The sequence below is a fragment of the Ornithinimicrobium avium genome (assembly GCF_003351765.1).
GTDB classification, from domain to species: Bacteria; Actinomycetota; Actinomycetes; order Actinomycetales; family Dermatophilaceae; genus Ornithinicoccus; species Ornithinicoccus avius.
The window spans coordinates 2,368,224-2,395,181 of the sequence record NZ_CP031229.1 but is presented as its reverse complement, the minus strand read 5'-3'; the positions used below and the strand labels follow the sequence as shown (position 1 = coordinate 2,395,181).

Annotated in this window: 20 protein-coding genes; 17 read left to right on the top strand and 3 right to left on the bottom strand. The window is 73.2% G+C overall.

Annotated features, from left to right (window positions below; genetic code table 11):
• Positions 1 to 44: 44 nt before the first annotated feature.
• Positions 45 to 863: an alpha/beta hydrolase gene (locus tag DV701_RS10910; RefSeq protein ID WP_114928328.1), complete on the bottom strand. Its 819-nt coding sequence runs from the start codon at positions 861 to 863 to the stop codon at positions 45 to 47.
• 159 nt (positions 864 to 1,022) lie between these two features.
• On the opposite strand from DV701_RS10910, the gene DV701_RS10905 reads away from it, so the two are divergent.
• Both DV701_RS10905 and DV701_RS10900 read left to right on the top strand, forming a co-directional pair.
• Positions 1,023 to 1,457, top strand: a complete 435-nt coding sequence (locus DV701_RS10905; RefSeq protein ID WP_114928327.1) for a MarR family winged helix-turn-helix transcriptional regulator — start codon at positions 1,023 to 1,025, stop codon at positions 1,455 to 1,457.
• Entirely contained in the window at positions 1,454 to 3,538 is a 2,085-nt protein-coding gene (locus DV701_RS10900) for an MDR family MFS transporter (protein WP_228254985.1), read from the top strand. The genes DV701_RS10905 and DV701_RS10900 overlap by 4 nt, the downstream gene beginning before the upstream one ends.
• 174 nt (positions 3,539 to 3,712) lie before the next feature.
• On the opposite strand, the gene DV701_RS10895 is transcribed toward DV701_RS10900, so the two are convergent.
• On the bottom strand, positions 3,713 to 4,273 hold the full coding sequence (locus DV701_RS10895) for a 4'-phosphopantetheinyl transferase family protein (RefSeq protein ID WP_162802971.1): 561 nt from the start codon (positions 4,271 to 4,273) through the stop codon (positions 3,713 to 3,715).
• 61 nt (positions 4,274 to 4,334) lie between these two features.
• Here DV701_RS10895 and DV701_RS10890 point away from each other — a divergent pair, with 61 nt between their 5' ends.
• The 11 genes from DV701_RS10890 (at position 4,335) to acs (ending at position 18,892) form a co-directional block, all read left to right on the top strand.
• Entirely contained in the window at positions 4,335 to 7,013 is a 2,679-nt protein-coding gene (locus tag DV701_RS10890) for an AMP-binding protein (protein WP_114928325.1), read from the top strand.
• Positions 7,010 to 8,038 carry an extracellular solute-binding protein gene (locus tag DV701_RS10885; protein ID WP_114928324.1) on the top strand — a complete coding sequence of 343 codons (1,029 nt, stop codon included), beginning with the start codon at positions 7,010 to 7,012 and terminating at the stop codon, positions 8,036 to 8,038. Before DV701_RS10890 ends, DV701_RS10885 begins: the two co-directional genes overlap by 4 nt.
• A complete protein-coding gene (locus tag DV701_RS10880; RefSeq protein WP_114928323.1) occupies positions 8,022 to 9,554 on the top strand; it encodes an ABC transporter permease in 1,533 nt (510 codons plus the stop codon). Before DV701_RS10885 ends, DV701_RS10880 begins: the two co-directional genes overlap by 17 nt.
• A gap of 5 nt (positions 9,555 to 9,559) precedes the next feature.
• Positions 9,560 to 10,681, top strand: a complete 1,122-nt coding sequence (locus DV701_RS10875) for an ABC transporter ATP-binding protein (RefSeq protein WP_228254984.1) — start codon at positions 9,560 to 9,562, stop codon at positions 10,679 to 10,681.
• Positions 10,682 to 10,907: 226 nt separating this feature from the next.
• The gene (locus tag DV701_RS10870; RefSeq protein ID WP_114928322.1) at positions 10,908 to 11,834 is read left to right on the top strand and encodes a hypothetical protein; all 927 of its coding nucleotides are present in this window, start codon (positions 10,908 to 10,910) and stop codon (positions 11,832 to 11,834) included.
• 355 nt (positions 11,835 to 12,189) lie between these two features.
• Positions 12,190 to 13,401 carry a sensor histidine kinase gene (locus DV701_RS10865; RefSeq protein WP_202863502.1) on the top strand — a complete coding sequence of 404 codons (1,212 nt, stop codon included), beginning with the start codon at positions 12,190 to 12,192 and terminating at the stop codon, positions 13,399 to 13,401.
• Between the two features lie 39 nt (positions 13,402 to 13,440).
• Positions 13,441 to 14,220 (top strand): LytR/AlgR family response regulator transcription factor, encoded by a 780-nt coding sequence (locus tag DV701_RS10860; RefSeq protein WP_114928321.1) that lies wholly within the window; start codon positions 13,441 to 13,443, stop codon positions 14,218 to 14,220.
• Positions 14,217 to 14,612 (top strand): hypothetical protein, encoded by a 396-nt coding sequence (locus DV701_RS10855; RefSeq protein ID WP_114928320.1) that lies wholly within the window; start codon positions 14,217 to 14,219, stop codon positions 14,610 to 14,612. Before DV701_RS10860 ends, DV701_RS10855 begins: the two co-directional genes overlap by 4 nt.
• Entirely contained in the window at positions 14,609 to 16,189 is a 1,581-nt protein-coding gene (locus tag DV701_RS10850) for a sodium/solute symporter (RefSeq protein WP_114928319.1), read from the top strand. Before DV701_RS10855 ends, DV701_RS10850 begins: the two co-directional genes overlap by 4 nt.
• 10 nt (positions 16,190 to 16,199) lie before the next feature.
• Positions 16,200 to 16,772 (top strand): DinB family protein, encoded by a 573-nt coding sequence (locus tag DV701_RS10845; RefSeq protein ID WP_114928318.1) that lies wholly within the window; start codon positions 16,200 to 16,202, stop codon positions 16,770 to 16,772.
• Between the two features lie 134 nt (positions 16,773 to 16,906).
• Positions 16,907 to 18,892 (top strand): acetate--CoA ligase, encoded by a 1,986-nt coding sequence (gene acs / locus DV701_RS10840; protein ID WP_114928317.1) that lies wholly within the window; start codon positions 16,907 to 16,909, stop codon positions 18,890 to 18,892.
• Between the two features lie 66 nt (positions 18,893 to 18,958).
• On the opposite strand, the gene DV701_RS10835 is transcribed toward acs, so the two are convergent.
• On the bottom strand, positions 18,959 to 19,390 hold the full coding sequence (locus DV701_RS10835; RefSeq protein WP_114928316.1) for a pyridoxamine 5'-phosphate oxidase family protein: 432 nt from the start codon (positions 19,388 to 19,390) through the stop codon (positions 18,959 to 18,961).
• A 634-nt stretch (positions 19,391 to 20,024) separates the two neighbouring features.
• On the opposite strand from DV701_RS10835, the gene fdh reads away from it, so the two are divergent.
• From fdh to DV701_RS10810, 4 genes are read left to right on the top strand one after another with little or no spacing between them, the layout of a single operon-like run.
• Positions 20,025 to 23,369: a formate dehydrogenase gene (fdh, locus tag DV701_RS10825; protein WP_162802970.1), complete on the top strand. Its 3,345-nt coding sequence runs from the start codon at positions 20,025 to 20,027 to the stop codon at positions 23,367 to 23,369.
• Complete coding sequence (locus tag DV701_RS10820) at positions 23,369 to 24,421, top strand: 4Fe-4S dicluster domain-containing protein (RefSeq protein ID WP_114928313.1); 1,053 nt, start codon at positions 23,369 to 23,371, stop codon at positions 24,419 to 24,421. Before fdh ends, DV701_RS10820 begins: the two co-directional genes overlap by 1 nt.
• Positions 24,418 to 25,560, top strand: a complete 1,143-nt coding sequence (gene nrfD, locus DV701_RS10815; protein WP_114928312.1) for an NrfD/PsrC family molybdoenzyme membrane anchor subunit — start codon at positions 24,418 to 24,420, stop codon at positions 25,558 to 25,560. The genes DV701_RS10820 and nrfD overlap by 4 nt, the downstream gene beginning before the upstream one ends.
• Positions 25,557 to 26,834 carry an L-lactate MFS transporter gene (locus tag DV701_RS10810; protein WP_228254983.1) on the top strand — a complete coding sequence of 426 codons (1,278 nt, stop codon included), beginning with the start codon at positions 25,557 to 25,559 and terminating at the stop codon, positions 26,832 to 26,834. Before nrfD ends, DV701_RS10810 begins: the two co-directional genes overlap by 4 nt.
• Positions 26,835 to 26,958: the final 124 nt, after the last annotated feature.

Genomic DNA, 26,958 nt, shown 5'->3' with positions numbered 1-26,958 from the left:
GCGAGGAGACGGTATGGCGTGCACGGGCCACTCCGGTGAGGGGGTCAGGCACGGCCCGGACCAACCTGCCCGGCGAGGAACTCCATACCCGCAGGCCAGTGCCCCTCGAGGTAGGCGCGGTCGTGCCGCCCCTCGTCGAACACCGTGACCGCCTCGGGGAGCTGCTCGGCGAGCGCATGGTTGGCCTCGACGAACTCGTCGTCGGCGCCGCAGGCCATCCACACCGGGAGCCGTCGCAGCGCGTCCACCCTGGCGCGCACGTCGTGCTCGGCGAAGTCGGCGGCGTCGTCGAACGCGCCCGCCGACGTCTCCGCGGGCGAGAGAAAGAGCGCGGAGCTCATCGCGGCCACGCCCAGGACCCGCTCGGGCGGCAGCCGGGTGGCCAGCAGCAGCGCGCCGTAGCCGCCCATCGAGAAGCCGGTGAAGCCGACCCGGTCCACCGGGGCCCCCTCCCGCTCCAGCACCGGCAGCAGGTCCTCCAGCACCATCGTGCCGGCGTCGGTGCCGTCGGCGCGGGCGTGCCAGTAGCTGTCGCCGCCGTCGACCGCGGCCACCGCCAGGCCCAGGCGCTGTGCCAGGGCGGGCCCGAGCGGTGGCTCGAACCAGGTCCGCAAGCTGCCGCCGTGGCCGTGCAGCGCCACCACCGTGGCCACCGCTCCCTCCGGCAGCGCCAGCCGCCACCGCGGCTCGGTCCCGGGCAGGTGCGCCGAGCTCAGCCGACCCTCCAGCACCGGGGCGAGGCGGTCGTCGGTGCGCGGCGAGCACGCGGACAGCGGAAGGCCCGCGGCGCCCGCCACGGCGAGCGCGCCGGCCCGCAGCAGGGTCCGCCGCCGGATCAGTCCCGCACCCCCGATCGTGGTCATCGCTCTCCCTCCGCCCGGCGCGGTCCGGCGCGGTCCGGCGCCAGCCCCCACGGTCTCATCCGGCGCCGACACCGGTCCACCCCTGGCGGCGCGCCGTCCCGTCCCAGGGCCTGCACGTGGTCACCGGCACCGCTCACGGCTGGTAAGATTGCATGCATCATGCAACTGACTGAGCAGCTCGCGCGCGCCTTCGCCGCCATGGGCCGCGCGATCAACGAGCGGGATGCCGAGCTTCCGAGGTCCGACTACCTCACGCTCGTCCGGCTGGCGAACGCGGTCGAGGGCGAGGGTCCCTGCCGCCCCAGCGACCTCGCCCACGCCGAGGGCCTGGACCCCTCGACGATGAGCCGCCGCGTCGCCTCGTTGACCGAGCGCGGCCTGGTCGAGCGGGAGACCGACCCTGACGACCGCCGCGCCCACCGGCTGCGGCTGACGGTCGTCGGTGCCGAGGCTCTGCGCGTCGAACGCCACCGCCGGGTCGCCCTCGTCACCGACGCCCTGGCCGGCTGGGAGGAGTCCGACAAGGACCAGCTCGCCCGGCTGCTCGGCAAGCTCAGCGACACCCTCGAGTCCCGAAGGACCCCCGCCCCGTGAGCACGACCACCACGGCGCCCACCGGCGCCACCCCATACCGGATGACCCCCGAGCACCGTCGCGTCTTCGTCGGCCTGATGCTGGGCATGTTCGTCGCCTCCATCAGCCAGACGATCGTCGGGCCCGCGATGCCGCGCATCGTCGCCGAGCTGGGTGGGATGGCCCACTACAGCTGGGTCGCGACCGCGGCGATGCTGGTCTCGGCGATCGTCGTGCCCGTGGTGGGAAAGCTGTCCGACATGTTCGGCCGGCGCGAGTTCTACCTCGCCGGCCTGGTCGTGTTCATGATCGGCTCGATCATCTCCGGGCTGGCCCCCAACTTCTGGACTCTGGTCGCCGGCCGCGCCGTGCAGGGACTGGGCATGGGCACGCTGATGCCGCTGTCGCAGACGATCATCGGCGACATCATCCCGGCGCGGCAGCGCGGGAAGTACCAGGGCCTCATGGGCGCTGTCTTCGGCGTCACCTCGGTCGCTGGCCCGATCGCCGGCGGCTGGATCACCGACCACTGGGGCTGGCGCTGGCTGTTCTTCGCCGCGCTGCCGGTCGGGATCTTCGCCGTCTTCGTCATCGCCCGCTTCCTGCACCTGGAGCACACGCCGCACCGCGGCCGGATCGACGTGCTCGGCATCGTCACGCTCGTCCCGGCGCTGGTCGCGATCCTGCTGGCGACCTCCTGGGGCGGCACGACCTACCCCTGGGGATCGGCCGTCATCATCGGGCTGCTCGTCGTCGGCGGCGTGCTGCTGGCCGTCTTCGCCTGGGCCGAGCTGCACGCCGAGAACCCGCTCCTGCCGCTGCGGCTCTTCCGCAACAGCATCTTCACCGCCTCCAACATCGCCGCGTTCGCGCTGGCGATGGTGATGTTCGCGGCGATCATCTACGTGCCGGTCTTCGCCCAGGGCGTGCTCGGCGTCGACGCCACCGCGTCCGGGCTGATCCTCATGCCGATGATGCTGGGCCTCATCGTCTTCGGCATCGTCACCGGCGTCCTGATCACCAAGACCGGCCGCTACAAGGAGTTCATGCTGCTGGGCACCGTGGTGCTGACCGTCGGCCTGTGGATGCTGACCCGCCTCGGCGTGGACTCCTCGGAGTGGGAGCTCACCGCGGCGATCGCGGTCATGGGCACCGGCCTGGGCATGGCGATGCAGCAGTACACGCTCGTCGTCCAGAACGCCGTGTCCCGCGCCGACCTCGGCGTGGGCACCGCCACGCTGCAGTTCTTCCGCAACGTCGGCAACACCGTGGGCGTGGCGGTCTTCGGCAGCGTGATGACCAACGGGCTGGCCGGCGCCATCGCCGGGCACCTGCCCCCGGACCTCCTCGAGAAGGCCGGTGGCGGCCTGGACAACCTCGACGCCGGCGCCGCCCTCGACCCGGCCGCGACGGCCGGCATGCCGCCGCAGGTGCTGGAGGCGATCCGGGCCGGCCTGGCCGACCAGCTGCACGCGACCTTCATGCTCGGCCTGCCGATCATGCTCGTGGTCTTCGTGGCCACCCTGGCGATCCGGGCGATCCCGCTGCGCGAGACCGTGCACACGGCCGGCGAGGCGCAGCAGGAGTACCTCGACACCATGGCCCAGAGCGCCCCGGACAAGGACTACGTGCCGGGTCTGCGCCACGGCGACCTGGGGGCCCGCACCCGTGAGCGGGTCCTGGGCATCCAGCTGGCGATGCTCGCCCGCAGCGCCGGGCGGCCGGACCGTCCGCTGCTCGCCCGCGCGGTCGCCGAGCTCGGCGACGGCGACGTGGAGAAGGGCCGCCGGATCCTCCAGCACGCCTCCCTGATGCTCACCAGCGACGACGAGCACGAGGTCGCCGCTGCGGAGAGGTATGCCGTGGAGCTGGGTCGGCGCGCCGGTGTCGAGGGCGGTCTGCTCAGCGACGCGCTGCGCCAGGAGCTCGCGGTCCGCGCGGCGGAGCGGACCCGGCAGGAGGTGCTGACCGCCGTCGAGCCGACCGTCGCCGAGCGGCACGCCGCCGTGGACCTCGCCCAGGTACGGCAGGCCGCGTCCGAGCTGTCGACGGCGCTCCTGGTGGACACGGTGCACCCGGAGGAGGAGCCTGCGCGGGCCTGAGCTGCTCCCCGGCCCCCTGGACGGCCACTCCTGGCGCATCGCGCCCCCGGGGCAGCGCCCGACGCTGCCCGCCCGGGCAACAGACAACGTCCTGCACGGTCAGACAACGTCGGCAACGCTGCATGACGTGCAGGACGTTGCATGTCCCCCGCAGACCCCTCGTGCGCGACCCGGTCAGCGGTGCTCCACCAGCCGGACCTCGGACTCCTCGCCCGCGACGCAGAGCGCGGCCGCGTAGCCGCGCAGCGGCGCGTCCACCGGGAGCACCGCACCGGCCGTGCCGGCCTTGAGCCGTGCCTCGTCGCCCACCCACGCCTGCGCGGCGAGGACCTCAGCCGTGAGGTCGCCGCTGCCGGCGTCCTGCCGCGCGTCGGCCGCGCCCTCGAACCGCGAGACCCGCTCCACGTCGATGCCCACGGGTGAGTCCTGGCAGGTCGCGACGACCACCAGCACGCCTGCGTGGGCGACGGAGACGTGGGGGCCGCCCTCCACCACGGGCCGTCCGTGCTGGGCCCCGCACCCCTCGCAGGTGCGGTCGACCACGACCGGCCCGGACCGCGCCCGGTGCGCCTGCACGGCGTGCTGCAGCAGGGCAGCGCCGACGGCGCGGCGGGCCCGCTCGGCGCCGGTGAGCCTCTCCAGCCGCGCGCGCTCCGGGGCGGGCAGCTCCGCCTCCATGGCGGCGTCGGCGCAGGTGAGGTCGGCCCACCACAGGTGCACGTCCACAGCCGACACCACCCTCCTCATATACCTCGCGTTTGGCTCACGATATTTGGTGAGGCTAGCCTAAGCAGTCGTGTCCCCCACCATGCTCGGTCTCGCACCGCGCCCGGTCCTCCGACCGGACGTGCGGCGCTCGCCGCTGCCGGTGGCCGGGCAGGTCGAACCGGCCGCCCCCGCCCTGGTCGGGGCCGACGGGACGGTCTTGGACCACGGCACGCTGCGCCGGCGGGTCGACGCCCTCGCCGAGGAGCTGGACGCCCGGGCCGCGGGGGAGAGGCTGCTCGTCCACGTCCCGATGCCGTCGACCGTCGAGGCGGTGGTGGGCTACCTCGCCGTGCTGGAGGCCGGGCACGTGGCGCTCGTCACCAGCGCCGACCCGACGGCCTCCGCCGCCGTCACCGACGCCTGGCCGGTCGACCTGGCGATGACGGCCCACGGGACGTTCGAGACCTCGGCGGACGCCTCGCCCCGGCACCTGCTCCACCCCGACCTCGCGCTCCTGCTGTCCACCTCCGGCAGCACCGGCTCGCCCAAGCTGGTCCGGCTCTCCCACGAGAACGTCCTCTCCAACGCCGCGGCCATCGCCCAGGCGCTGAGTCTCACCGCCTCGGACCGCGGGGTGACGAGCCTGCCGCTGCACTACTGCTTCGGGCTCTCGGTCCTGCACTCCCACCTCACGGTCGGTGCCTCCGTCGCGCTCACCACCGCCTCCGTCGTCGAGGAGGCCTTCTGGTCGGTCGTCGACGACCACCGCGTCACCGACATCGCCGTGGTGCCGCACATGGTCGAGCTGATGGAGACCACCGGCGTCCTGCAGCGCCCGCACCCGAGCCTGCGCCTGATCACCCAGGCCGGCGGCCGGCTGGCCCCCGAGCGGGTCGAGCGCACCGCCCGCCTCGGCGCCGAGCACGGCTGGGGCCTGGCCGTCATGTACGGCCAGACCGAGGCCACCGCCCGGATCGCCGTCCACGACCCGGCCGCCGCCCTGACCGCGCCCGACGCCGTCGGCCGCCCCGTCCCGGGCACCCAGGTCGTCCTCGACCGCGACGTCCCCGAGGCCGACCCGCACGCCGGCACCGGCGAGGTCGTCGTGCGGGGCCCCGGCGTGATGATGGGCTACGCCCAGCACCCCGACGAGCTCGCGCCCGGCCCGATGCTCACCGAGCTGCGCACCGGCGACCTGGGCCGGCTGGACGAGGACGGCGTGCTGCGGATCGTGGGGCGCCGCTCCGGCTTCGTCAAGGTCCTCGGCCTGCGCATCGACCTCGCCCGGGTCGAGACCGCGCTCGAGCGCGAGGGCCTCGTCGTCTGCGTCACCGGCGACGACGACGGGCTGCGCGTCGCCGTCGAGCCGGTCGGGGGCACCTCCACCACCGACCTCTCCGGTATGGCGCGCCGCACCGCCGCGCACGCCTGCGGCCTGGGCGTGGGCCACGTCCGGGTGGCCGTCCTGCCGCTCGCCCGGCTGTCCAACGGCAAGGTCGACCGCGCCGGGTGCGACGTCCTCGTGCGGGCCAGCGACCCCGAGGAGTGCGTGGACGCCCGCCAGCAGATGGACGCCCCGCCCCTGCAGGTCCGCGTCGGGGCGGCGCTGTCCACGGTCCTGGGCCGGGACGAGATCGACCTCGCCCGCTCCTTCGTCGCCCAGGGCGGCGACTCGCTCTCCCACGTGCAGGCCTCCACCCGGCTCACCGCGCTCCTCGGCACCCTGCCGCCCGACTGGCACCACCGACCGCTCCAGGACCTGGTCACCGCCGCGGTCGCCGGCGGTCGGACCGACCAGGACGAGCAGCCCGCCACCGGACGCCTCGCGCGCTGGCTCGGCGGGCCGGTCCGCCTGGAGACCTCCGTCGTGCTCCGCGCGCTCGCCGTGGTGATGATCTGCGGCACCCACGCCGGACTCTTCCGGCTGCTCGGCGGTGCCCACACGCTCCTCGTGGTGGCTGGCTACAACGCCGCCCTCTTCGGCCTGTCCGCGGCGACCGCCCGCGGCCGCTGGCGCGGCAGCACCCGGCTCCTGGTCGGCATCGCGGTCCCCACGATGCTCGTCGCGCTGGTCGGGCTGAGCTACGGGCGCTACGGCTGGGACAACGTCCTCATGGCCAACTGGCTCGTCGACGACATCTCCTACGGCAAGCACAACGAGCTGTGGTTCATCGACTCCCTGCTCGCCTGCGTGCTGGTCACCACCGTGGTGCTCTCCCTGCCCGGGGTGTCGCGCCGCTGGCGGGTCGACCCCTGGCAGGTCGCCTTCGGCCTCGTGCTGGCCGGCCTCGTGCCCCGCTTCCTCATCCTCACCTTCGCCGACGGCGTGCTGCGCGGCATGATGCCGACCGTCTTCTGGCTCTTCGCGGTCGGCCTGGCCCTGGCCACCGCGAGGACCGTGGCCCGCCGCCGGTGGACGCTCGGCGCGATGGTGCTCGGCATCGCGTGGTACTTCCCCGACGACCCGGTCCGCAACGCGACCATCCTCGCCGGCGTGCTGGCCCTCGCCCTGCTGCCCTCGATCAGGGTGCCCTCCCGGCTGGTGCCGGCGGTCGCGACGCTCGCCGCCGCCAGCCTGATCATCTACCTGGTCCAGTTCCAGGTGCTCGACCTCGTGCCCACCCCGCCCCTGAAGACGCTGGCCGCCCTGGCCGTCGGGGTCGTGGTCTGGCGCTGGACGGACGCCCCGCTGCGGCGGCTGGCGGACCGGCTGGTGCGACCCCGTACCCCTGCCTGCGACCCCACCCCCGAGAGGACCGCCGCGTGACCCCCACCCTGAGCCGCCGCACCCTGATCGCCGCGCTCCTGGCCAGCCCCGTCGTTCTCAGCGCGTGCAGCGGGGACGAGAAGTACGTCCCCGACCCCGAGGCGCTGCAGATCTACTCCAGCCAGCACCAGAACGTCACCGAGGCATGGGCCAGGGCGTTCACCGACGCGACCGGGATCAAGACCCAGGTGCGCTCCGGCACGGACTCCTCGATGGGGCACATGATCGTCCAGGAGGGCGACGCCTCGCCCGCCGACGTCTTCCTCACCGAGAACTCCCCGGCGATGACGGTCGTCGAGCGCGCCGGCATGCTCGCGCCGGTCGAGGAGACCACCCTGGAGCAGGTCGGCGAGGGCCGGGCGCCCTCCAGCGGCATGTGGACCGGCATCGCCGCGCGCTCCACCGTGCTCGTCTACAACACCTCGATGATCACGCCGGCCGAGCTGCCCGCCTCGATGATGGACCTGCAGGACGCGGCCTGGGCCGGGAGGTGGGGCTGCGCCCCCGGCGGCGCCGACTTCCAGGCGATCGTCGCCGGCATGCTGGTCGACCGCGGCGAGGAGGAGACCGCCGCCTGGCTCGAGGGGCTCAAGGACGGCGCCGAGATCTACCAGAACAACATCGCCACGATGAAGGCCGTCAACGCCGGCGAGGTCCCGGTCGGGATCATGTACCACTACTACTGGTACCGCGACCAGGCCGGCACCAAGGAGGGCTCGGGCAATACCGAGCTCCACTACTTCGGCGACCAGGACCCGGGTGCCTTCGTCTCGCTGTCCGCGGGCGGGGTGCTCGCCACCACCGACAAGGCCGACGAGGCCCAGCAGTTCCTCGCCTACCTGACCAGCCCCGAGGGCCAGGAGGTCCTGGTCAGCAGCGGGTCGATGGAGTACCCCGTCGCCCGGGGGGTGCCCGCCGACCCCGCCCTGCCCCCGCTGGACAGCCTGGACGCGCCGCTCGTGGACCCCTCGGCGCTGGACTCGGACAAGGTCGTCATGATGATGACGGATGCCGGCATCCTCTGACCATGCACCCGCACGGGTGCTCGGGCCGCTCGCGACGCTCGTCGCGGCGCTCACGCTCCTGCCCGTCGTCGTGGTCGTCGTCCGCGGAGGCGCCGACGGCTGGTCCGCGGCGGTCGACTACCTGGTGCGGCCGCGGATCGGTGAGCTGCTGGCCCACACCGGCTGGCTGCTGCTGCTCACCGTGCCCGCGGCCATGGTCCTCGGCATCGTCGCGGCCTGGCTGGTCGAGCGCACCGACCTGCCGCTGGCAGGACTGTGGCGCACGCTCATGCTCGCGCCGCTGGCCGTCCCGGCGTTCGTCAGCAGCTATGCCTGGATCTCCTGGCAGCCCCAGCTCGTGGGCCTGGGCGGCGCGGTGCTGGTGACGACGCTGGCCTACTTCCCCTTCGTCTTCCTGCCCGTCGCCTCGCTGCTGCGCGCGCTGGACGGCGGAGAGGAGGAGGCCGCCCGCTCGCTGGGCCTGGGGCCGCTGCGCGCCGCGCTGCGCACCGTCCTGCCCCGGCTGCGACCGGCGATCAGCGGGGGAGCGCTGCTGGTCGCGCTGCACCTGCTCGCCGAGTACGGCGTGCTGGAGATGATGCGCTACCAGACCTTCACGACCGCGATCCTGCAGCAGTATGCCGTGGGGTTCAGCGACACCCCCGGCTCGCTGCTGGCGACCGTCCTGGTCGGGCTGTGCCTGGTCGTGCTCGCGCTCGAGGTGGCCGCGCGCGGCCGGCGCAGGGTGGCGCGGGTCGGCTCCGGGGCGGGGCGACGCGCCGACCCCGTGCCGCTGCGAGGGTGGCGCGCCCCGGCACTGGTCTTCCTCGGCGCGGTCGCCGCCCTGGCGGTGGCCGTCCCGGTCGTCATGGTGCTGCGCTGGCTGCTCGTCGGCCAGAGCCAGCGTGGTGTCGACCTGAGCGACCTGGGGCCGGTCACCCTCTCCACCCTGGCCCTGGCCCTGGCCGGCGGGGTGCTCGCGGTCGCGCTCGCCCTGCCCGGCGCGCTGCTGCTCGCCCGCCGCCACGGGCCGCTGGCGATCCTGCTGGAGCGCTCGACCTTCCTGGCCAGCGCGCTGCCGGGCGTGGTCATCGCCCTCGCCCTGATCGGCGTGGCCGTCGACGTCGCCCCCGCGATCTACCAGACCGCGCTGCTGCTCGTCCTCGCCTACGCCATCCTGTTCATCCCGCGCGCGATGGTGTCGCTGCGCGCGGGACTGGCTGCGGCGCCCCCGGAGCTGTCGGAGGCGGCGCGGGCCCTGGGCGCGCGCGGCGTCTCGGTGCTCACCCGGGTCGTGCTGCCGCTGGCCGCGCCCTCCGTGCTCGGTGGCTTCGTGCTCGTCGCGCTGGCGATCACGACCGAGCTGACCGCGACCCTGCTGCTCGCGCCGACCGGGGTCGAGACGCTGGCCCTGGCGTTCTGGGGCGCGGCGGACGAGCTGGACTACACGGCTGCGGCGCCCTACGCCGCGATGATGATCGCCCTGTCCGTGCCGCTGACCGTGGTGCTGCGCCGGCAGATCACGAAGGAAGGATGACAATGGTGGCGACCCTGCCCGAAGGGCGGACCGAGCGGACGACGAGCGCGCAGACGGAGGTGGCACCGGTGAGCGAGGTGCGCGTGCGCGGCGTCCGGGCCGGCTACGGGGGCAACCAGGTGCTGCACGACGTCGACCTCACCGTGCGGGCCGGCACCACCACGGCCGTGCTGGGCGGCTCCGGCTCCGGCAAGACGACGCTGCTGCGGGTGATCTCCGGGTTCCTGCGGCCGACCACGGGGTCGGTGTCGATCGGTGGCCGCGTGGTCGCCGACGAGCACACCCTCGTGCCGCCCGAGCGGCGCGGCATCGGCTACGTGCGCCAGGACGGCGGGCTGTTCCCGCACCTGACCGTCGCCGGCAACATCGCCTTCGGCCTGCCGCGGCCCGCGATCGGACGCCGTGACCGCCACCACCGCGAGCGGATCGCCGAGCTGCTCGAGCTGGTCGAGCTGCCGCCCGAGGTGGCCGGACGCCGGCCAGACCAGCTCTCCGGCGGCCAGCAGCAGCGGGTGGCGCTGGCCAGGGCGCTGGCCCCGCACCCGGACCTCGTGCTGCTCGACGAGCCGTTCTCCTCCCTGGACACCGCGCTGCGCGCCGCCACCCGCGAGGCCACCGCCCGGGCGCTGCGGGCGGCCGGCGCGACCGCCGTCCTGGTCACCCACGACCAGGGGGAGGCGCTGTCCTTCGCCGACGAGGTGGCGATCCTGCGCCAGGGCCGGTTCCGCCAGGTCGCCGCACCGCGGGCCGTCTACGGCGAGCCGGTCGACGCGCACGTGGCCACCTTCCTCGGCGACGCCATCTACGTGCACGGCCTGGCCAGCCGGGACCAGTTCCGCTGCGCGCTGGGCAACCTGCAGACGGCCGGGTTCGTCACCCGCGGCGCGGTCGAGGCGCTGCTGCGCCCCGAGCAGCTGCAGATCGTCCCGCCGGGGACGGGATCGGTGGACGCCCGGGTGCGCTCGGTGACCTTCTTCGGCCACGACAGCGTCGCCGACCTCGAGCTGGTCAGCGGCGTGCCGGTCAACGGCCTGCGCGCGCGCACCGTCGGGCTGCGGCTGCCCGAGGTGGGAGACGTCGTGGGCATCAACGTCGTGGGACCGGTGCGCGTCTTCCCCTCCTCCTGAGGTCAAGACCCCGGTTCGAGGTAATGCACGGCCATGCTCGGGCAGTGCAATACCTCGAACCGTGGCCATCGCCGCGTGGTCGAGGTGAAGCGCAGCTGCCCGTCGGTGCTCCATCACCTCGCCCCTCCGCGGCGCGCATCCACAGGAACCCGCGAGCGCGACCGTCGTCCACAGCCGGGCGTGACGTGGTTGGGCCGGGGCGGTCCAGCGGGCACGGTGCTGGAGCATGGGTACCAGGGAGCGCAGGGAGCTGGCGCGGGCGACCGCGGACGACTTCGGCGGGGCACTGTCGCGAGAACGACTGCGCAGGATCGGGGTCGACAACCGCATGGTCCGCCGCGAGGAGGCTGCGCAGCGATGGCGCGTGCACGGGCGGCAGACCATCGCCATGCACACGGGCGAGCTTGGCGCGCGCGCCGATCGCTGGCGGGCCATATGGGAGGTCGGGGCGGGGATCGCTGCGCTGGACGGGGTGACGGCGCTGACCGAGGCGGGCATGACCGGCTTCACCGAGCATGCGACCCACGTCAGCGTGCTCCATCGGCACGACATCGAGGACGTCCCCGGGGTGCGGATCCACAAGCTCATCCGCCGTCCGGAGGCGGACCTCCTCACGAACGGGATCCCACGGGTCCGCCCGGCCGTCGCCGCCATCCACGGTGCCCACTGGGCGGTCTCCGACCGGCAGGCCGCGCTGATCCTCTGCATGCCGGTGCAGCAGCGGCTCGTCACCGGCCAACAGCTGCTCGCGGCCCGGAAGACGGTCAGGGGCCGGACGAGACGGCGCTTCATCGAACTCGTGATCCGCGACATCGCCCTGGGGGCACAGTCGTTGGGTGAGCTTGACTTCGCCGAGGGCTGCCGGATGCGCGGGCTGCCCGAGCCGGAGCGGCAGGTCGTCCGGCGCGGGGTCGGCAACAAGGTCTACCTCGACGCCAGGTGGCCCAACGGACTGGTGGTCGAGATCGACGGCTCCGGGCATCACCAGGGACTGTCCGTCGCCAACGACAACCTGCGCGCCAACGCGGTGACCTTGACCGACGACACCGTGCTCCGGATCGACCTCGTCGGGTGGCGGCTCTTCCGGGAGGAGTTCCTGGACCAGGTGTGCGCCGGCTACTGGATCTGCCAGCACCGCTTCGGGTCGAGGTAACCGACCGCCGGGCCGCTGCCGTGACATACCTCGAACCGGGCCAGCGGCGCCGGAGTCGAGGTATGCGGCAGCCGTGATGTGGTGGTCGATTACCTCGAACCGGGTGGGGAGAGCCGGTCCAACGCTGGGCGCGCCGGGTCCTCGTCGAGGCGCGATGTCCCCACTTCCCCATCAGGGGACGACCCTGCACCGCAGCGTCCATCCCCGGGATCGAGGTATACGGCGGCCCTATCCCGGGCCTCCATTACCTCGAACCGGGAAGGGGGACCGGGATCGAGGTATACGGCGGCCCTATCCCGGGCCTCCATCACCTCGAACCAGGGGGCGGTGGCGGCGCGCATCGTAGGCTCCCGCCATGCCCGCCACCTTCCACCTGCCCACGGCCGTCGTCGTGGCAGCGGGCTTCGTGCTGCTCCTGCTCGTGCTGTGGCTGCGCCGGCGCCGGATCGCCCACGGCTTCCTCTCCGAGGCCGACCAGCTCACCCACGAGGCGCTGCGCTCGGGCTTCCAGGCCGGCCGGCACCTGCGCTCCGGGCTCACCGCAGACACCGCCGAGAAGGCGGCGCGGCACCTGCGCCTCGTCCTCGGCGGCTCCGCGCTCGCGGTCTGCGACGGCCAGGAGGTCCTGACCTGGACCGGCCACGGCGAGCACCACCGCGACCAGGCCCTCGGGCACGCCCGCCAGACGCTGGAGTCCGGCGACACGGCGGTGCTGGGCCGGCGGGACCTGCCGTGCGCCCGGCCCGACTGCGACGTGCGCGCCGGCGTGGTCGCGCCCCTGGTGGTGGAGGACCGCGTGATCGGGACCCTCACCGCATACTCCGACCGTCCGTCCCCGGGGCTGGCCCGCGCCCTGGAGCAGGTGGCCTCCTGGGTGAGCGACCAGCTCGAGCTGGGCGAGCTGGACCGGGAGCGCACCCGCGCGGTCGAGGCCGAGCTGCGCAGCCTGCGGGCGCAGATCAGCCCGCACTTCATCTACAACTCCCTGGCCGCGATCGCCAGCTTCGTGCGCACCGACCCCGAGCGGGCCCGCGAGCTGCTGCTGGAGTTCGCCGACTTCACCCGCTACGCGCTGCGGCGCGGCGGCGCCTTCACCACGCTCGCCGACGAGCTGCGCAACATCGAGCGCTACCTGGTGCTCGAGCAGGCGCGCTTCGGCGACCGGCTCCAGGTCAACCTGCTCGTCGCGCCGGAGGTCCTCACCGTCGTGCTGCCCTACCTGGCCGTCCAGCCGCTCGTCGAGAACGCCGTCCGCCACGGACTGGCCGACAAGGTCGGCACCGGCACGGTGACGATCACCGCCACCGACCTGGGCGACCAGGCCGAGATCAGCGTCGAGGACGACGGGGCCGGGTCGGACCCCGAGGACGTGCGCCGCGCCCTCGACGGGGAGGACGCGGTGGACGGGGCAGGCACGAACGAGTCCGTCGGCCTGGGCAACGTCGACGCCCGCCTGCGGCGCGTCTACGGCGACGACCACGGGCTCGTCGTGGAGACGGCCCCGGGCCTGGGGACCAAGGTCACCTTCCGGGTCCCCAAGTACGCACCGGGCGTCCATCCCGGGTAGATCCGCCCACCCCTTGCGCCGCTCCCTACGATGTCCCCTATGCGTGCCCTCGTCGTCGACGACGAACCACCGGCCCTGTCCGAGCTGACCTACCTGCTCGAGCAGGACGGCCGGTTCTCCGGCGTGGTCGCCGCCGGGTCCGGCACCGACGCCCTGCGCGCGCTGGAGGACGGGGAGGTCGACGTCGTCTTCTCCGACATCTCGATGCCGGGGCTGGACGGCATGGAGCTGGCCCGCGTCATCGCCCGCTTCGCCCGCCGGCCGCAGGTCGTCTTCGTCACCGCCCACGAGGAGCACGCCGTCGACGCCTTCGCGGTGCAGGCCACCGACTACCTCCTCAAGCCGGTCTCCCGCGAGCGCCTCGCGCGGGCGGTCGACCGCGTCGTGGAGGGTATGAAGCCCGCCGCCTCCCCGGGGCCGGTCGCCCCGGGTGCGGGGGAGGTGGCCGGCAGCGCGCCGGCCGAGCCGGCCGACGAGCGGATCGCGGTCGAGCTCGGCGGCGTCACCCGCTTCGTGCGCCGCTCGGACGTGCGCTACGTCCAGGCCCAGGGCGACTACGCCCGGCTGTTCACCCTGACCGGCTCGCACCTGATCCGGGTGCCGCTGTCGACGCTGGAGGAGCGCTGGGCGGACGCCGGGTTCGTCCGGATCCACCGCTCCACGCTCGTCTCGCTGCGGCACGTCGGAGAGGTCCGCCAGGGCCACGGCAAGGTCAGCCTGGTGCTCGCGCCGGACGGCACCGAGCTGGCGGTCGCGCGCCGCCACGCGCGCGAGGTGCGCGAGCGCGTCCTCGCCGACGGTGCCGACGGCCTGCCGTGACCGCGCCCGAGGGACCGGCGCGGCGGGTGCGGGTGACGGCCTCCCGGCGCGGCGCCCCCGCCGCCCTGCGGCGGCCGGTCGCCAGCGCGCTGGCCGAGCAGACCGGGCTGGGCGAGCTCTACCTCCAGGGGCTGCTGCGTGCCCAGCTGCGCCTGACGGCCGCCGTGGCCAGCACCATCACCGCGGTCCTGCTCGGCATCCCGCTGATCTTCGCCCTCGTCCCGGCCACCCGTCAGCTGCACGTGGGCCCTCTCCCGCTGCCGTGGCTCGTGCTCGGCGTGCTGATCTACCCGACGGTCGTCGCGGCCGCGGCGTTCTACACGCGCCAGACGGAGCGCACCGAGCGCCGCTTCGTCGCCTTCGTCTCCGAGGCGGGGACGGAGCGGCGGTGACCGGTCCGCTGTCGGCGCTCGCGGTCGCCGTCGTCTGCCTGGTCACCCTCGGCCTGAGCCTGTTCATGCTGCGGCTGTCCCGGCGGACCAGCGACTTCTACGTCGCCGGGCGCACCGTGTCGGCCGGGCGCAACGCCGCGGCGATCGGCGGGGAGTACCTCTCGGCCGCCTCCTTCCTCGGCGTGGCCGGTTTCATCTACGACCAGGGCGTCGACGCGCTCTGGTACCCCATCGGCTACACCGTCGGCTACCTCGTCCTGCTCATCCTCGTCGCCGCGCCGATGCGGCGGTCGGGGGCCTACACGCTGCCGGACTTCGCCGAGGCCCGGCTCGGCTCGGTGCCGCTGCGCCGGCTGTGCACGCTGCTGGTGGTGCTCATCGGCTGGCTCTACCTCATCCCCCAGTTCCAGGGGGCGGACTTCACCCTCCGCCTGGTCACCGGCGCCCCGACCTGGGTGGGCAGCCTCGTCGTGGCCGTTGTCGTGATCCTGGCGGTGGCGGCGGGCGGGATGCGCTCGATCACCCTGGTCCAGGCGGTGCAGTACTGGGTCAAGCTCACCGCGCTGGCCGTCCCCGCGGGGATGATCCTCGGCGCCTGGTGGGCGACGCAGGGTCCCGCACCGGCCGTCGCCGAGGCCTGGACCCAGCCCTTCACCGGCCGTGCGCCCGAGGAGCACCACCTCTACCGCACCTTCTCCCTCATCGTCGCGCTCGCGCTGGGCACGACCGGCCTGCCGCACGTCGTCGTGCGCTACTACACCAACCCGGACGGCGCCGCGGCCCGCCGGACCACCGTGCGGGTGCTCGCCCTGCTCGGCCTGTTCTACGTCTTCACGATCGTCTACGGGGTGCTCGGCCGGGCCTACCTGCCCGTCCTCGGCGCCGGCGACCGGGCCGACACCGTCGTGCTGCGGCTGCCGGCGGAGGTCTTCGCCTCCCCGGCCTCGGACATCCTGACCGCGGCCCTGGTCGGCGGCGCGTTCGCGGCCTTCCTGTCGACCTCCTCGGGGCTGGCGGTCGCGGTGACCGGCGTGCTCAACCAGGACCTGGTGCGCCCCCTCCTCGCGCGGGTCACGCAGGGCGACTCCACCGAGGTGAGCGGGTTCCGGTTCGCCGCGGTCCTCGCCGTCCTCGTCCCGTATGCCGTGAGCCGGTTCTTCCCGCAGGTGCCGCTCGCGGCGTTCGTCACCCTGGCGTTCGTCATCGCCGCCTCGACCTTCTTCCCGCTGCTCGCGCTCGGGGTGTGGTGGCCGCGGCTGTCCGTGCAGGGGGCCGCGGCCGGGCTGACGACGGGCGCCGTGCTGGCGATCGGCGCGCTGGTGGCCACCGGCCTGCTCGCGCAGCAGACCGGGTGGCCCGACGCGCTCCTGGCCCACCCGGCGGCGTGGACCGTCCCGGCGGCGCTGCTGGCGGCGGTGGGCGTCTCGCTGGCCACGCCGCACGGCATACCTCCCGGCGCCCGGCGGACCCTCGTCCGGCTGCACACGCCGGAGGTCGTGACCGTCGCCCCGCTCGCCCCGCAGGGCAGGGCCGGGTCGCCCGTCCCTCGCACGGGGTCCGTCCGCGACCACGTCTAGTCTCGTCTGCATGGAGCTCAAGGCGACCCTGCACCGCTACCTGCGCACCGAGCGCGACGCGCTGATCTGGAAGCTGGAGGGCCTCGGCGAGCGGGCGGTGCGCACCCCGCTGACCTCCACCGGCACCAACCTGCTGGGCCTGCTCCGGCACGCCACGGGGGTCGAGGCCGACTACTTCGGCTCCGTCTTCGGCCGTCCCGTCCCCTTCGACCTCGGCTTCGACCTGGAGGGCGAGGACAACGCCGACTTCTGGGTGCCGGCCGACGTCTCGACCCAGGAGGTGCTCGACCTCTACACCCGCGTCCAGCAGCACGCCGACGCCACGATCGAGGCGCTGGAGCTGGACGCGCCCGGGCGGGTTCCGTGGTGGGGGCGCAGGTCGGACACCACGCTCGGGGACGTGCTCGTCCACGTCACCACCGACCTGGCCCGGCACGCCGGCCACGCCGACATCCTGCGCGAGGAGCTCGACGGCGCCGTCGGGCTGCGCGCCGACAACGGCAACATGGCCAGCGAGGACGCGCAGTGGTGGGCCGACTACCGGGTGCGCCTGCAGGAGGTCGCGGACAGCTTCCAGGGCTGAGGGAGTCGCAGCCCGCTCGTCGCGCACGTCCGACCGCTCGTCGCAGGCGCGGACCGCCCGACAGGTCCCCGACCCCGCGCGTGCGGGCGTGACGGCATACTCTCGAAGGGAACGTCACGACGCGAGGAGGCACGATGACCACCGAGGCCACCGAGGGAATCCAGGCCCTGCTGCACGAGAAGCGCACCTTCCCGCCCAGCGCGGAGTTCGCCGCGCAGGCCAACGGCACCGCCGAGATGTACGACCGGGCGGACGCGGACCGGGAGGCCTTCTGGGCCGAGCAGGCCAGGAAGTACGTCCGGTGGGAGACCGACTTCGACCAGACGCTGGACTGGAGCGGGGCGCCGTTCTCCAAGTGGTTCCTGGGCGGCCGGCTGAACGCCTGCGTCAACGCGGTCGACAAGCACGTGGAGGCCGGCAACGGGGACCGGGTCGCGATCCACTTCGTCGGCGAGCCCGAGGGTGACACGCGCGACATCACGTATGCCGACCTGCACGGCCAGGTGCAGAAGGCCGCCAACGCGCTGGCCGACCTCGGGGTGGGGCAGGGCGACGCGGTCGCGATCTACCTGCCGATGATCCCCGAGGCCGTCGTGGCGATGCTGGCCTGCGCCCGCCTCGGTGCCCCGCACACGGTGGTCTTCGGGGGCTTCTCCGCCGACGCGCTGCGCAGCCGCATCGCGGACGCCGGCGCCAAGGTCGTCATCACCGCCGACGGCGGCTGGCGGCGCGGCAAGCCGGGGGCGCTCAAGCCGGCCGTGGACGCGGCGCTGGACTCCGGCGAGCACCCGGTGGAGAAGGTCCTCGTCGTCAGGCGCACCGGGCAGGACGTGCCCTGGACCGACGGGCGCGACCAGTGGTGGGACGACGCGCTCGCCGCGGCGGCAGACACGCACGAGGCGCAGGCCTTCGACGCCGAGCACCCGCTGTTCATCCTCTACACCTCGGGCACGACGGGCAAGCCCAAGGGCGTCTTCCACGCCACCGGCGGTTACCTGGTGCAGAACGCCTACACCAGCTCGGTGGTGCTCGACATCCACCCCGAGTCCGACGTCTACTGGTGCACCGCCGACATCGGCTGGGTCACCGGCCACTCCTACATCGTCTACGGGCCGATGACGCTCGGGGCGACGCAGGTGATGTACGAGGGCACCCCGGACACCCCGCACCAGGGCCGCTTCTGGGAGATCGTGCAGGAGGCGGGGGTGACGGTCCTCTACACCGCGCCGACCGCGATCCGCACGTTCATGAAGTGGGGCACGGACATCCCGGCGAAGTTCGACCTGTCCAGCCTGCGGCTGCTCGGGTCGGTCGGCGAGCCGATCAACCCCGAGGCGTGGATGTGGTACCGCGAGCACATCGGCGGCGACCGCACCCCGATCGTGGACACCTGGTGGCAGACGGAGACCGGCGCGATCATGATCAGCCCGCTGCCGGGCGTCACGCAGGCACGCCCCGGGTCGGCGATGCGTCCGATCCCGGGAGTCGTGGCCGAGGTCGTCGACGACGCGGGCCAGCCGGTCGGCAACGGCCAGGGCGGCTACCTGGTCATCACCGAGCCCTGGCCCTCGATGCTGCGCGGCGTCTGGGGGGACCCGGAGCGCTACAGGGAGACCTACTGGTCCCGGTTCGAGGGTGTCTACTTCGCCGGTGACGGCGCCAAGCTGGACGACGACGGCAACATCTGGGTGCTCGGGCGGGTGGACGACGTGATGAACGTCTCCGGGCACCGCATGTCGACCGCCGAGATCGAGTCGGCGCTGGTGTCCCACCCCAAGGTGGCCGAGGCCGCCGTGGTCGGTGCTGCCGACGCGATGACCGGTCAGGCGATCTGCGCGTTCGTCATCCTGCGCGAGGACGTGATCAGCGAGGCCGACGAGCACGGTGAGGGCGCCGAGCTGGTCGCCGAGCTGCGCGCCCACGTGGCCAAGGAGATCGGTCCGATCGCCAAGCCGCGCCAGATCATGGTCGTGGCCGAGCTGCCGAAGACCCGCTCGGGCAAGATCATGCGCCGACTGCTCAAGGACGTCGCCGAGAACCGCGAGGTCGGCGACGTCACGACGCTGGCCGACTCCTCGGTGATGGACCTCATCTCTGCCGGGATGGACAAGGGCGACTGACCCGCCCCGGGCACGAGCGACGGCCGGTCGACCCGCGGGGTCGACCGGCCGTCGCTCGTGCTGGCCTCAGTCGGGGATCATCTGCTGCCACGGACGGGCCAGGTGGAACCGGCGCCCGGTGACCTCCGTGACGTCGATCGCGACGACGTTGTGCTTGTTCGAGGAGGTCCACGGCCGCAGCCGCAGGTTGTCGGCGTCGCGGTGCTCCTGACCCTCGAGGATGCGGGCATGGCCGCGCGCGATGACGCTCCACGCGGAATCGGACCCGTCGTCGATGCGGTCGATCTCGAAGGCGACGTCCTCGTTCATCACCACACCCAGGAGCTTGGAACCCTCGGCGGTGCGGAAGACGAGGCGACCGCGGTCGGTGGCGTAGTTGACCGGAGCGATGTGCACCTCGTCGGCGAGGTGGTAGGCCATCCGGCCGAACTCCTCCTGGTCCAGGAGCTGCCAGCACTCCGTCTCGGTGAGGATGCGCGGTGCGGTCGAGGTTGCCATGATCAGCCTCCCTTGCTGGGCACCCCCATTCTACGACGATATGTCGTATAAGGCCAGCCCCGTTCAGCCGCGGGCTCCGCTGGAGGTCCAGCCCACCTTCGGCTTCTTCGGGTTGCGGCTCGGGCTGGTCGGGGTCCTTCATCGGCCCGCCGGGGCCCGCCGGGACGTCGGCGACGCTGAGGATCTCCAGCTTGTCGGGGTGGCGCGCAGAGACGATGTAGACGCCGGACTGGCCGCTGTCCTGCGGCTGGCCGAAGGCGCGGGGGTCCTGGGAGAGGAAGACCAGCTTGCGGCTGGGGTCCACGTCCATGTCCTCGTTCTCCCAGAAGCCCGGCATGTCGATGGAGTCGAGCAGGACCGGGTTCTCGGGGTCGCTGACGTCGTAGGACTTCAGCCCGAACCGGCCGGTGGCGAACATGACCTTCTTCGTGGCCCCGTAGTCGAGGAAGCTGAGGTCGGTGGCCCCGATCAGCTCCGGCAGCTGGGTCACGGCTGCCCGACGCAGGGGTCGGCGAGCGGGTCCACGACCGTGCCCACGAACTGGCCGGAAACTGCCCATCTGCACCTGCGCCGGAGCCGCCCCTCGGGGTACGGTGTGGGGCACGCACGACGTTCTCGGAGAGGTGGGTGCACGATGGCACGCAAGGAGTCGACCTTCCTCGGCTGGCCCGTGCTCCGGCAGCTGGCCACCGGGGACCTGCTGGGCCGCGGCGCGTCCGTGACCTCGCGCCGCACCCGGGAGATCACGCCACGGACCACGACCGCCGACCGGGTCGTGCAGAGCGTCTGTGCCTACTGCGCCGTCGGCTGCGGCCAGAAGATCTTCGTCAAGGACGAGAAGATCGTGCAGATCGAGGGTGACCCGGACTCGCCGGTGAGCCGTGGGCGGCTCTGCCCCAAGGGCGCCGCCAGCGAGCAGCTCGTCAACTCCCCCACCCGGGTGACCGAGGTGCTCTACCGGGCACCCGGGGCCACGGACTGGCAGACGATCGACCGGGACACCGCCATCGACATGGTCGCCGAGCGCTACCTGCAGGCCCGCGACAACCACTGGCAGGACGTGGACGAGCGTGGTCGGCGCGTCCGGCGCACGATGGGTATCGCCTCGCTCGGGGGAGCAACCCTCGACAACGAGGAGAACTACCTCATGAAGAAGCTGTACACGGCTTCCGGGGCGATCCAGATCGAGAACCAGGCCCGCATATGACACAGCTCCACGGTTCCCAGTCTGGGATCCTCGTTCGGGCGCGGCGGCGCGACCCAGGCCCTGCAGGACATGGCCAACGCCGACTGCGTGGTCATCCAGGGGTCCAACATGGCCGAGTGCCACCCCGTGGGCTTCCAGTGGGTCACCGAGGCCAAGGCCCGCGGTGCGCGCGTCATCCACATCGACCCGCGCTTCACCCGCACGTCCGCGGTCGCTGACACCCACGTCCCCATCCGGGCCGGCAGCGACGTCGTGCTCCTCGGCGCGCTCATCAACCACGTGCTGAGCAACGACCTCTACTTCCACGACTACGTCGTCGCCTACACCAACGCCGCGACGCTCGTGCGCGACGACTTCGTCGACACCGAGGACCTGGACGGGCTCTTCTCCGGCTACGACGCGACGACCGGCACCTACGACACCTCCACCTGGGCCTACGCCGCCCGCGAGGACGGGCCCGGCTCCGGCGACGGGATCGAGGAGCCCTCCGGCGACGGGGGCGGCCCGGACCGGGAGGAGGAGTCCCGCGCGGCCGGGCACGAGCGCGGTGCCGCCGGCGCGGCGCTCGAGCACGCCAGGGTGGTGCGCGACGAGACGCTGCAGGACCCGCGCACCGTCTTCCAGATCCTGGCGAAGCACTACCGGCGCTACACGCCAGAGATGGTCCGCGACCTGTGCGGCATACCCGTGGAGCTGTTCGAGGAGGTGGCTCGCGCGGTCACCGAGAACTCCGGCCGCGAGCGGACCACCTGCTTCGCCTACGCGCTGGGCTGGACCCAGCACAGCCTGGGCGCCCAGTTCATCCGCGCCGCCGCGGTCCTGCAGCTGCTGCTGGGCAACATGGGTCGCCCCGGCGGCGGCATCATGGCCCTGCGCGGCCACGCCAGCATCCAGGGCTCGACCGACATCCCCACGTTGTTCAACCTCCTGCCGGGCTACCTGCCGATGCCGGTGGCCGGGGAGCAGGACACCCTCGAGGACTACCTCGCCACGATCGCCTCCCCGCTGCAGAAGGGCTACTGGACCGAGGCGCCGGCCTACACAGCGAGCCTGCTGAAGGCCTGGTTCGGTGACGCGGCCACCGCGGACAACGACTTCTGCTTCGACTACCTCCCGCGGCTGACCGGCGCGCACGGCACCTACCAGACGGTGATGGAGATGCTCGACGGCGAGGTCGACGGCTACTTCGTCGTCGGTCAGAACCCCGCCGTGGGCTCGGCGCACGCCAAGATGCAGCGCCAGGCGCTGGGCAAGCTGAAGTGGCTGGTCGTGCGGGACCTGCAGCTCATCGAGACCGCCACCTTCTGGAAGGACTCCCCGGAGATCGCCACCGGCGAGCTGCGCACCGAGGACATCGACACCGAGGTGTTCTTCTTCCCGTGCGCCAGCTACGCCGAGAAGTCGGGCACGTTCACCCAGACCCAGCGGATGCTGCAGTGGCGCCACCAGGCGGTCCGACCGCCGGGTCAGGCGCAGAGCGAGCTGGACTTCTACTACGAGCTGGGCAGACGGATCCGCCAGCGCCTGGCCGGCTCGACCGACGAGCGGGACCGTCCGCTGCTCGACCTCACCTGGGACTACCCGCAGGACGAGCACGGCGAGGTCGACGCCGAGGCGGTGCTGCGCGAGATCAACGGCTACCACCTCACCGGCGACCAGGCCGGGCAGGTGCTCGACTCCTTCGTGCAGATGAAGGACGACGGGTCGACCTCCGGCGGCTGCTGGATCTACACCGGCGTCTTCGCCGGCGGCGTCAACCACTCCATGGGTCGACCCGCGCGCGAGGAGCAGGACGAGGTCGCCAGCGGCTGGGCCTGGGCCTGGCCGCTCAACCGCCGCGTGCTCTACAACCGCGCCTCCGCCGACCCGCAGGGCCGGCCGTGGAGCGAGCGCAAGAAGTACGTCTGGTGGGACGCCGACGCCAAGCGGTGGACCGGCAAGGACGTGCCCGACTTCCCGGTCGACCGCGACCCGAGCTACCGGCCGGCGGCCGACGTGGGCGGCCCGGCGGCGATCGCGGGCGACGACCCGTTCATCATGCAGGCCGACGGCAAGGGCTGGCTCTTCGCACCGCGGGGCATGGTCGACGGGCCGCTGCCCACGCACTACGAGGCCCAGGAGTCGCCGGTCGACAACGCGCTCTACACCCAGCAGCGCAACCCGGCCCGCCTGGTCTACCCGCGCAAGGACAACCTGTGGGCGCCGTCGGGCCAGGACCCGGGCAGCGAGGTCTACCCCTACGCCTTCACCACCTACCGGCTCACCGAGCACCACACGGCAGGCGGGATGAGCCGCTGGCTGCCCTACCTCTCCGAGCTGCAGCCGGAGATGTTCTGCGAGGTCTCCCCGGAGCTGGCCGCCGAGCGCGGCCTGGAGAACGGCGGATGGGCCACGATCATCTCGGCACGCAGCGCCATCGAGGCCCGCGTGCTGGTCACCGGTCGGATGAAGCCGCTGACGGTCCGGGGCCGCACCGTGCACCAGATCGGGCTGCCCTACCACTGGGGCGTGGGGCGCGACGCGGTCGTCGAGGGCGACTCGGCCAACGACCTGCTCGGCATCGTGCTCGACCCGAACGTGCACATCCAGGAGTCCAAGGCGGCCACCTGCGACATCCGGGCCGGCCGTCGGCCGCACGGCGAGGAGCTGCTCCGGCTCGTCGCCGAGTACCAGTCCCGGGCCGGCAGCACCGCCGAGACGGCCAACGAGCACGCCGACCCCGTCGACGCCGAGACCGCCCGGCGCCGCGCCGAGGCAGGAGGGGAGAACTGATGGGTTATCTGGCACGCCAGCTCGCCGGGCCGACCGACCCGGCGCGGGACGCCGGGTGGTCCGCCCCCGAGGAGCGCAAGGGCTTCTTCACCGACACCTCGATCTGCATCGGCTGCAAGGCCTGCGAGGTCGCCTGCAAGGAGTGGAACGCCCTGCCGCTCGACGGGCTGGACCTCAGCGGCGACTCCTACGACAACACCGGCGGCCTGGGTGCCAGCACCTGGCGGCACGTCGCCTTCGTCGAGCAGTCCCAGGACCGGATCGAGGAGGCCCGCGCCTCCGGCCGCCGTCTCGTCGACCTGGGTATGCCGCAGGTCGGCGCCCCGGCTCCCGCGCCCTCCGCCCTGAGGACCGGCGACACGGTCGGCGCGGTACCACCCACCCTCCCCGACGAGGGTGACGGCGGGCTGGACATCAGGAACCTGCTCGGCGGCGCCCCGACGCCCGACTTCCGCTGGCTGATGTCCTCCGACGTGTGCAAGCACTGCACGCACGCCGGCTGCCTCGACGTCTGCCCCACCGGCGCGCTGTTCCGCAGCGAGCACGGCACCGTGGTGGTCCAGGCCGACATCTGCAACGGCTGCGGCTACTGCGTCGGGGCGTGCCCCTTCGGGGTGATCGAGCGGCGCACGGACGCCGCGGTCTCGGTGCGCAAGGACGGTCACGTGCCGGACGTGGGCGTGGCCCAGAAGTGCACGCTGTGCTACGACCGGCTCAGCGTCGGGCAGGAGCCCGCGTGCGCGCAGACCTGCCCCACGACCTCGATCCGGTTCGGCACGCGCGAGGAGATGGTCTCCCTCGCCCACGACCGGGTCGTGCAGCTGCACGACCAGGGCTTCACCGAGGCGCGGCTCTACGGCGCCAACGACGAGGACGGCGTGGGCGGCACCGGCTCGGTCTTCCTGCTGCTCGACGAGCCCGAGGTCTACGGCCTGCCGCCGGACCCGGTCGTGCCCACCGCCAAGCTGCCTGAGATGTTCCGCCAGGCCGGCTACGCCGGTCTGGGCCTCCTCGGCGCCGCGGCGCTCGCCTTCGTGGGGAGGCGCCGGTGACGACGTCGTCCTTCGACTCCTACCGACCGCCCGAGGACGGTCCTCGGCGTCGCCGGCGGTCCTCGGTGCGCGGGGCGGTGACGGGGGCGGGGCGTGACGTCGCCCGGGCCGGCCGCAGCTGGCTCAACCGCGACGGCGGCGGCCGGCGCGAGGCGCCCGCGGTGCCGGACGCCGAGTTCTCCGACTACTACGGCCAGGCGGTCATCAAGCCGGTGCCGTGGAAGCACGAGATCCCGGCCTACCTCTTCGTCGGCGGGATCGCCGGCGCCTCCGGGCTGATCGCCGCGGGTGCGTCCGCCACCGGGCGGCACACCCTGCGGCGCAACAGCCGTTACACAGCGATCGCGACGGTGGCGCTGAGCGGCGCGGCGCTGGTCGCCGACCTCGGACGTCCCGAGCGCTTCCTCAACATGCTGCGGACCGTCAAGCTCACCTCGCCGATGTCGGTGGGCACCTGGATCCTGTCCGGGTATGCAGCGTTCGCGGGCGTGGCGACGGCCTCCGAGGTCGCCCGGTCGCTCACCCTGCCGCGGGGCGGTGTGCTCGCCCTGGTCCAGGACGGGCTCGCGCTCGTGGACGCCCCGGCCGCGGTCGGCCAGGCGCTCTTCGGTCCGCCGCTGGCGGCCTACACCGCGGTGCTGCTGTCCGACACCGTCACCCCTGTCTGGTTCGAGAGCCGGGCGCAGCTGCCCTACGTCTTCGTCGCGTCGGCGGCGATGGCGGCCAGCGGCGTGCAGCTCGTGCTCTCGCCGGCCGCCGAGAGCGGCCCCGTCCGGCGGCTCGCGGTCGCCGGGGCGGCCACCGACCTGCTGGCGATGCACCTGCTCGAGGAGCACCTGGAGGGCCTGGAGCTGGGCGAGCCGCTGGAGACCGGGCCGGCCGGCACCAAGCTGCGGCTCGCCAGGGCGCTCACCGTCGCCGGAGGGATCGGCGCGCTCGTCTCGGGCCGCAGCCGACTCCTGGCGGCGGCCTCCGGGATCGCGCTGGCCGCGGCCTCGGCGCTGACCCGCTTCGGTATCGTCGAGGCCGGGATGGAGTCGGCCAAGGACCCTCGCTACACCGTCGGCCCGCAGAAGCGGCGACTGGAGCAGCGACGTCGTGAGGGGACCGTGCACGACAGCATCGTCACCGTCGGGTGAGGCCGACGCCGAACCGCTGGGTCATCCTCGCGGGTGGCGTCCTGGTCCAGCTGGTGATCGGCGCGGCCTACGCGTGGAGCACCTTCAGCAAGGCGATCCTGGCCGACCCGTCGGCCTTCGAGCTGTCGACGGTCCAGGCCACCGTCCCGTTCGAGGTCGCGATCGGGATGATCTTCGTCGGCACCTTCCTCGGCGGCCGGCTGCAGGACCGGCGCGGCCCGCGTCCGGTGGCGCTGGCCGGCGTGGTCGTCTACGCGGTCGGGATCGTCCTGGCCAGCTTCGCCCGCGACGCCGGCGACCTGTGGCTGCTGGTCCTCGGCTACGGCGTGCTCGGCGGCTTCGGCCTGGGGCTGGCCTACATCGTGCCGATCGCCATGCTGCAGAAGTGGTTCCCGGACCGGCGCGGCCTGATCACCGGCATCGCCGTGGGTGGCTTCGGGTTCGGCGCGGTCATCACCTCGCCGCTGGCGCAGGCGCTCATCGACAGCAGCGCGGACTACCAGCGCTACCCCACGAAGGTGTTCCTGTGGCTGGGTCTTGCCTACCTCGTCGCCGGGCTGCTCGGCGCCTCGGTCTTCCGCGACCCGCCCCAGGGCTGGACGGTCGCGACGGAAGCGCGCACGCAGCGGGAGGAGGAGGCGACGGCCGAGGGCGCCGTACCGGAGGACGACGTGGTGGAGTTCACGCCGTCGGAGGCGCTGCGCATGCCGCAGTGGTACCTGCTCACCCTCATCCTCACCGTGTCGGTGACCGCCGGCATCGCGTTCATCTCCCTAGCGGCCGGGGCCGCGAGCGACGTCGCGGGCCTGTCCGCCGTCGGCGCCGCCACGCTCGTCGGGGTGATGGGCCTGTTCAACGGGGCCGGGCGGATCGTGTGGGCGGCGCTGTCGGACCGGATCGGCCGCCGGCAGACCCTGATCGCCATCCTGGCGCTCCAGGGTCTGGCGCTCGTCGCCATCCCGCACGTGCACGGCGCGGCGCCGTTCTACGTCCTCGCGGCGGTGATCTACCTCTGCTACGGCGGGGCGTTCGGCACCCTGCCGGCCTCGGCCACCAGCTTCTTCGGGCTGCGGCACTCCGGTGCGATCTACGGGCTGATGCTCCTCGGCTGGTCCATCGGCGGCGTCGCCGGCCCGTTGCTCATCTCCTGGCTGGTCGGCGACGAGGGCAACTACACGCTGGGCTTCACGGTGATGGGCGTCCTGGCGCTGGTCGGCGTCCTGGTGCCGATCCTCACCCGACGGCCTGCGCACCTGCGAGGGCCGCAGAGGTAGCCACCGGCGCGGGAAGGCCACGGCGCCCCCCTGGACCTGTGCCCCCCTGGACCTGTGCACCACAAAATGACATGTGCAGGGGATACAACTCGTGCACACGTCGTTTCTGGGTGCACAGGTCGCC

What these genes read in the sequence shown, in the direction of transcription:
- DV701_RS10910 (WP_114928328.1), bottom strand. Translation starts at nt 863, where the DNA reads ATGACCACGATCGGGGGTGCGGGACTGATCCGGCGGCGGACCCTGCTG.
- DV701_RS10905 (WP_114928327.1), top strand. Translation starts at nt 1,023, where the DNA reads ATGCAACTGACTGAGCAGCTCGCGCGCGCCTTCGCCGCCATGGGCCGC.
- DV701_RS10880 (WP_114928323.1), top strand. Translation starts at nt 8,022, where the DNA reads ATGCCGGCATCCTCTGACCATGCACCCGCACGGGTGCTCGGGCCGCTC.
- DV701_RS10870 (WP_114928322.1), top strand. Translation starts at nt 10,908, where the DNA reads ATGGGTACCAGGGAGCGCAGGGAGCTGGCGCGGGCGACCGCGGACGAC.
- DV701_RS10865 (WP_202863502.1), top strand. Translation starts at nt 12,190, where the DNA reads ATGCCCGCCACCTTCCACCTGCCCACGGCCGTCGTCGTGGCAGCGGGC.
- DV701_RS10860 (WP_114928321.1), top strand. Translation starts at nt 13,441, where the DNA reads ATGCGTGCCCTCGTCGTCGACGACGAACCACCGGCCCTGTCCGAGCTG.
- DV701_RS10845 (WP_114928318.1), top strand. Translation starts at nt 16,200, where the DNA reads ATGGAGCTCAAGGCGACCCTGCACCGCTACCTGCGCACCGAGCGCGAC.
- acs (WP_114928317.1), top strand. Translation starts at nt 16,907, where the DNA reads ATGACCACCGAGGCCACCGAGGGAATCCAGGCCCTGCTGCACGAGAAG.
- DV701_RS10835 (WP_114928316.1), bottom strand. Translation starts at nt 19,390, where the DNA reads ATGGCAACCTCGACCGCACCGCGCATCCTCACCGAGACGGAGTGCTGG.
- DV701_RS10820 (WP_114928313.1), top strand. Translation starts at nt 23,369, where the DNA reads ATGGGTTATCTGGCACGCCAGCTCGCCGGGCCGACCGACCCGGCGCGG.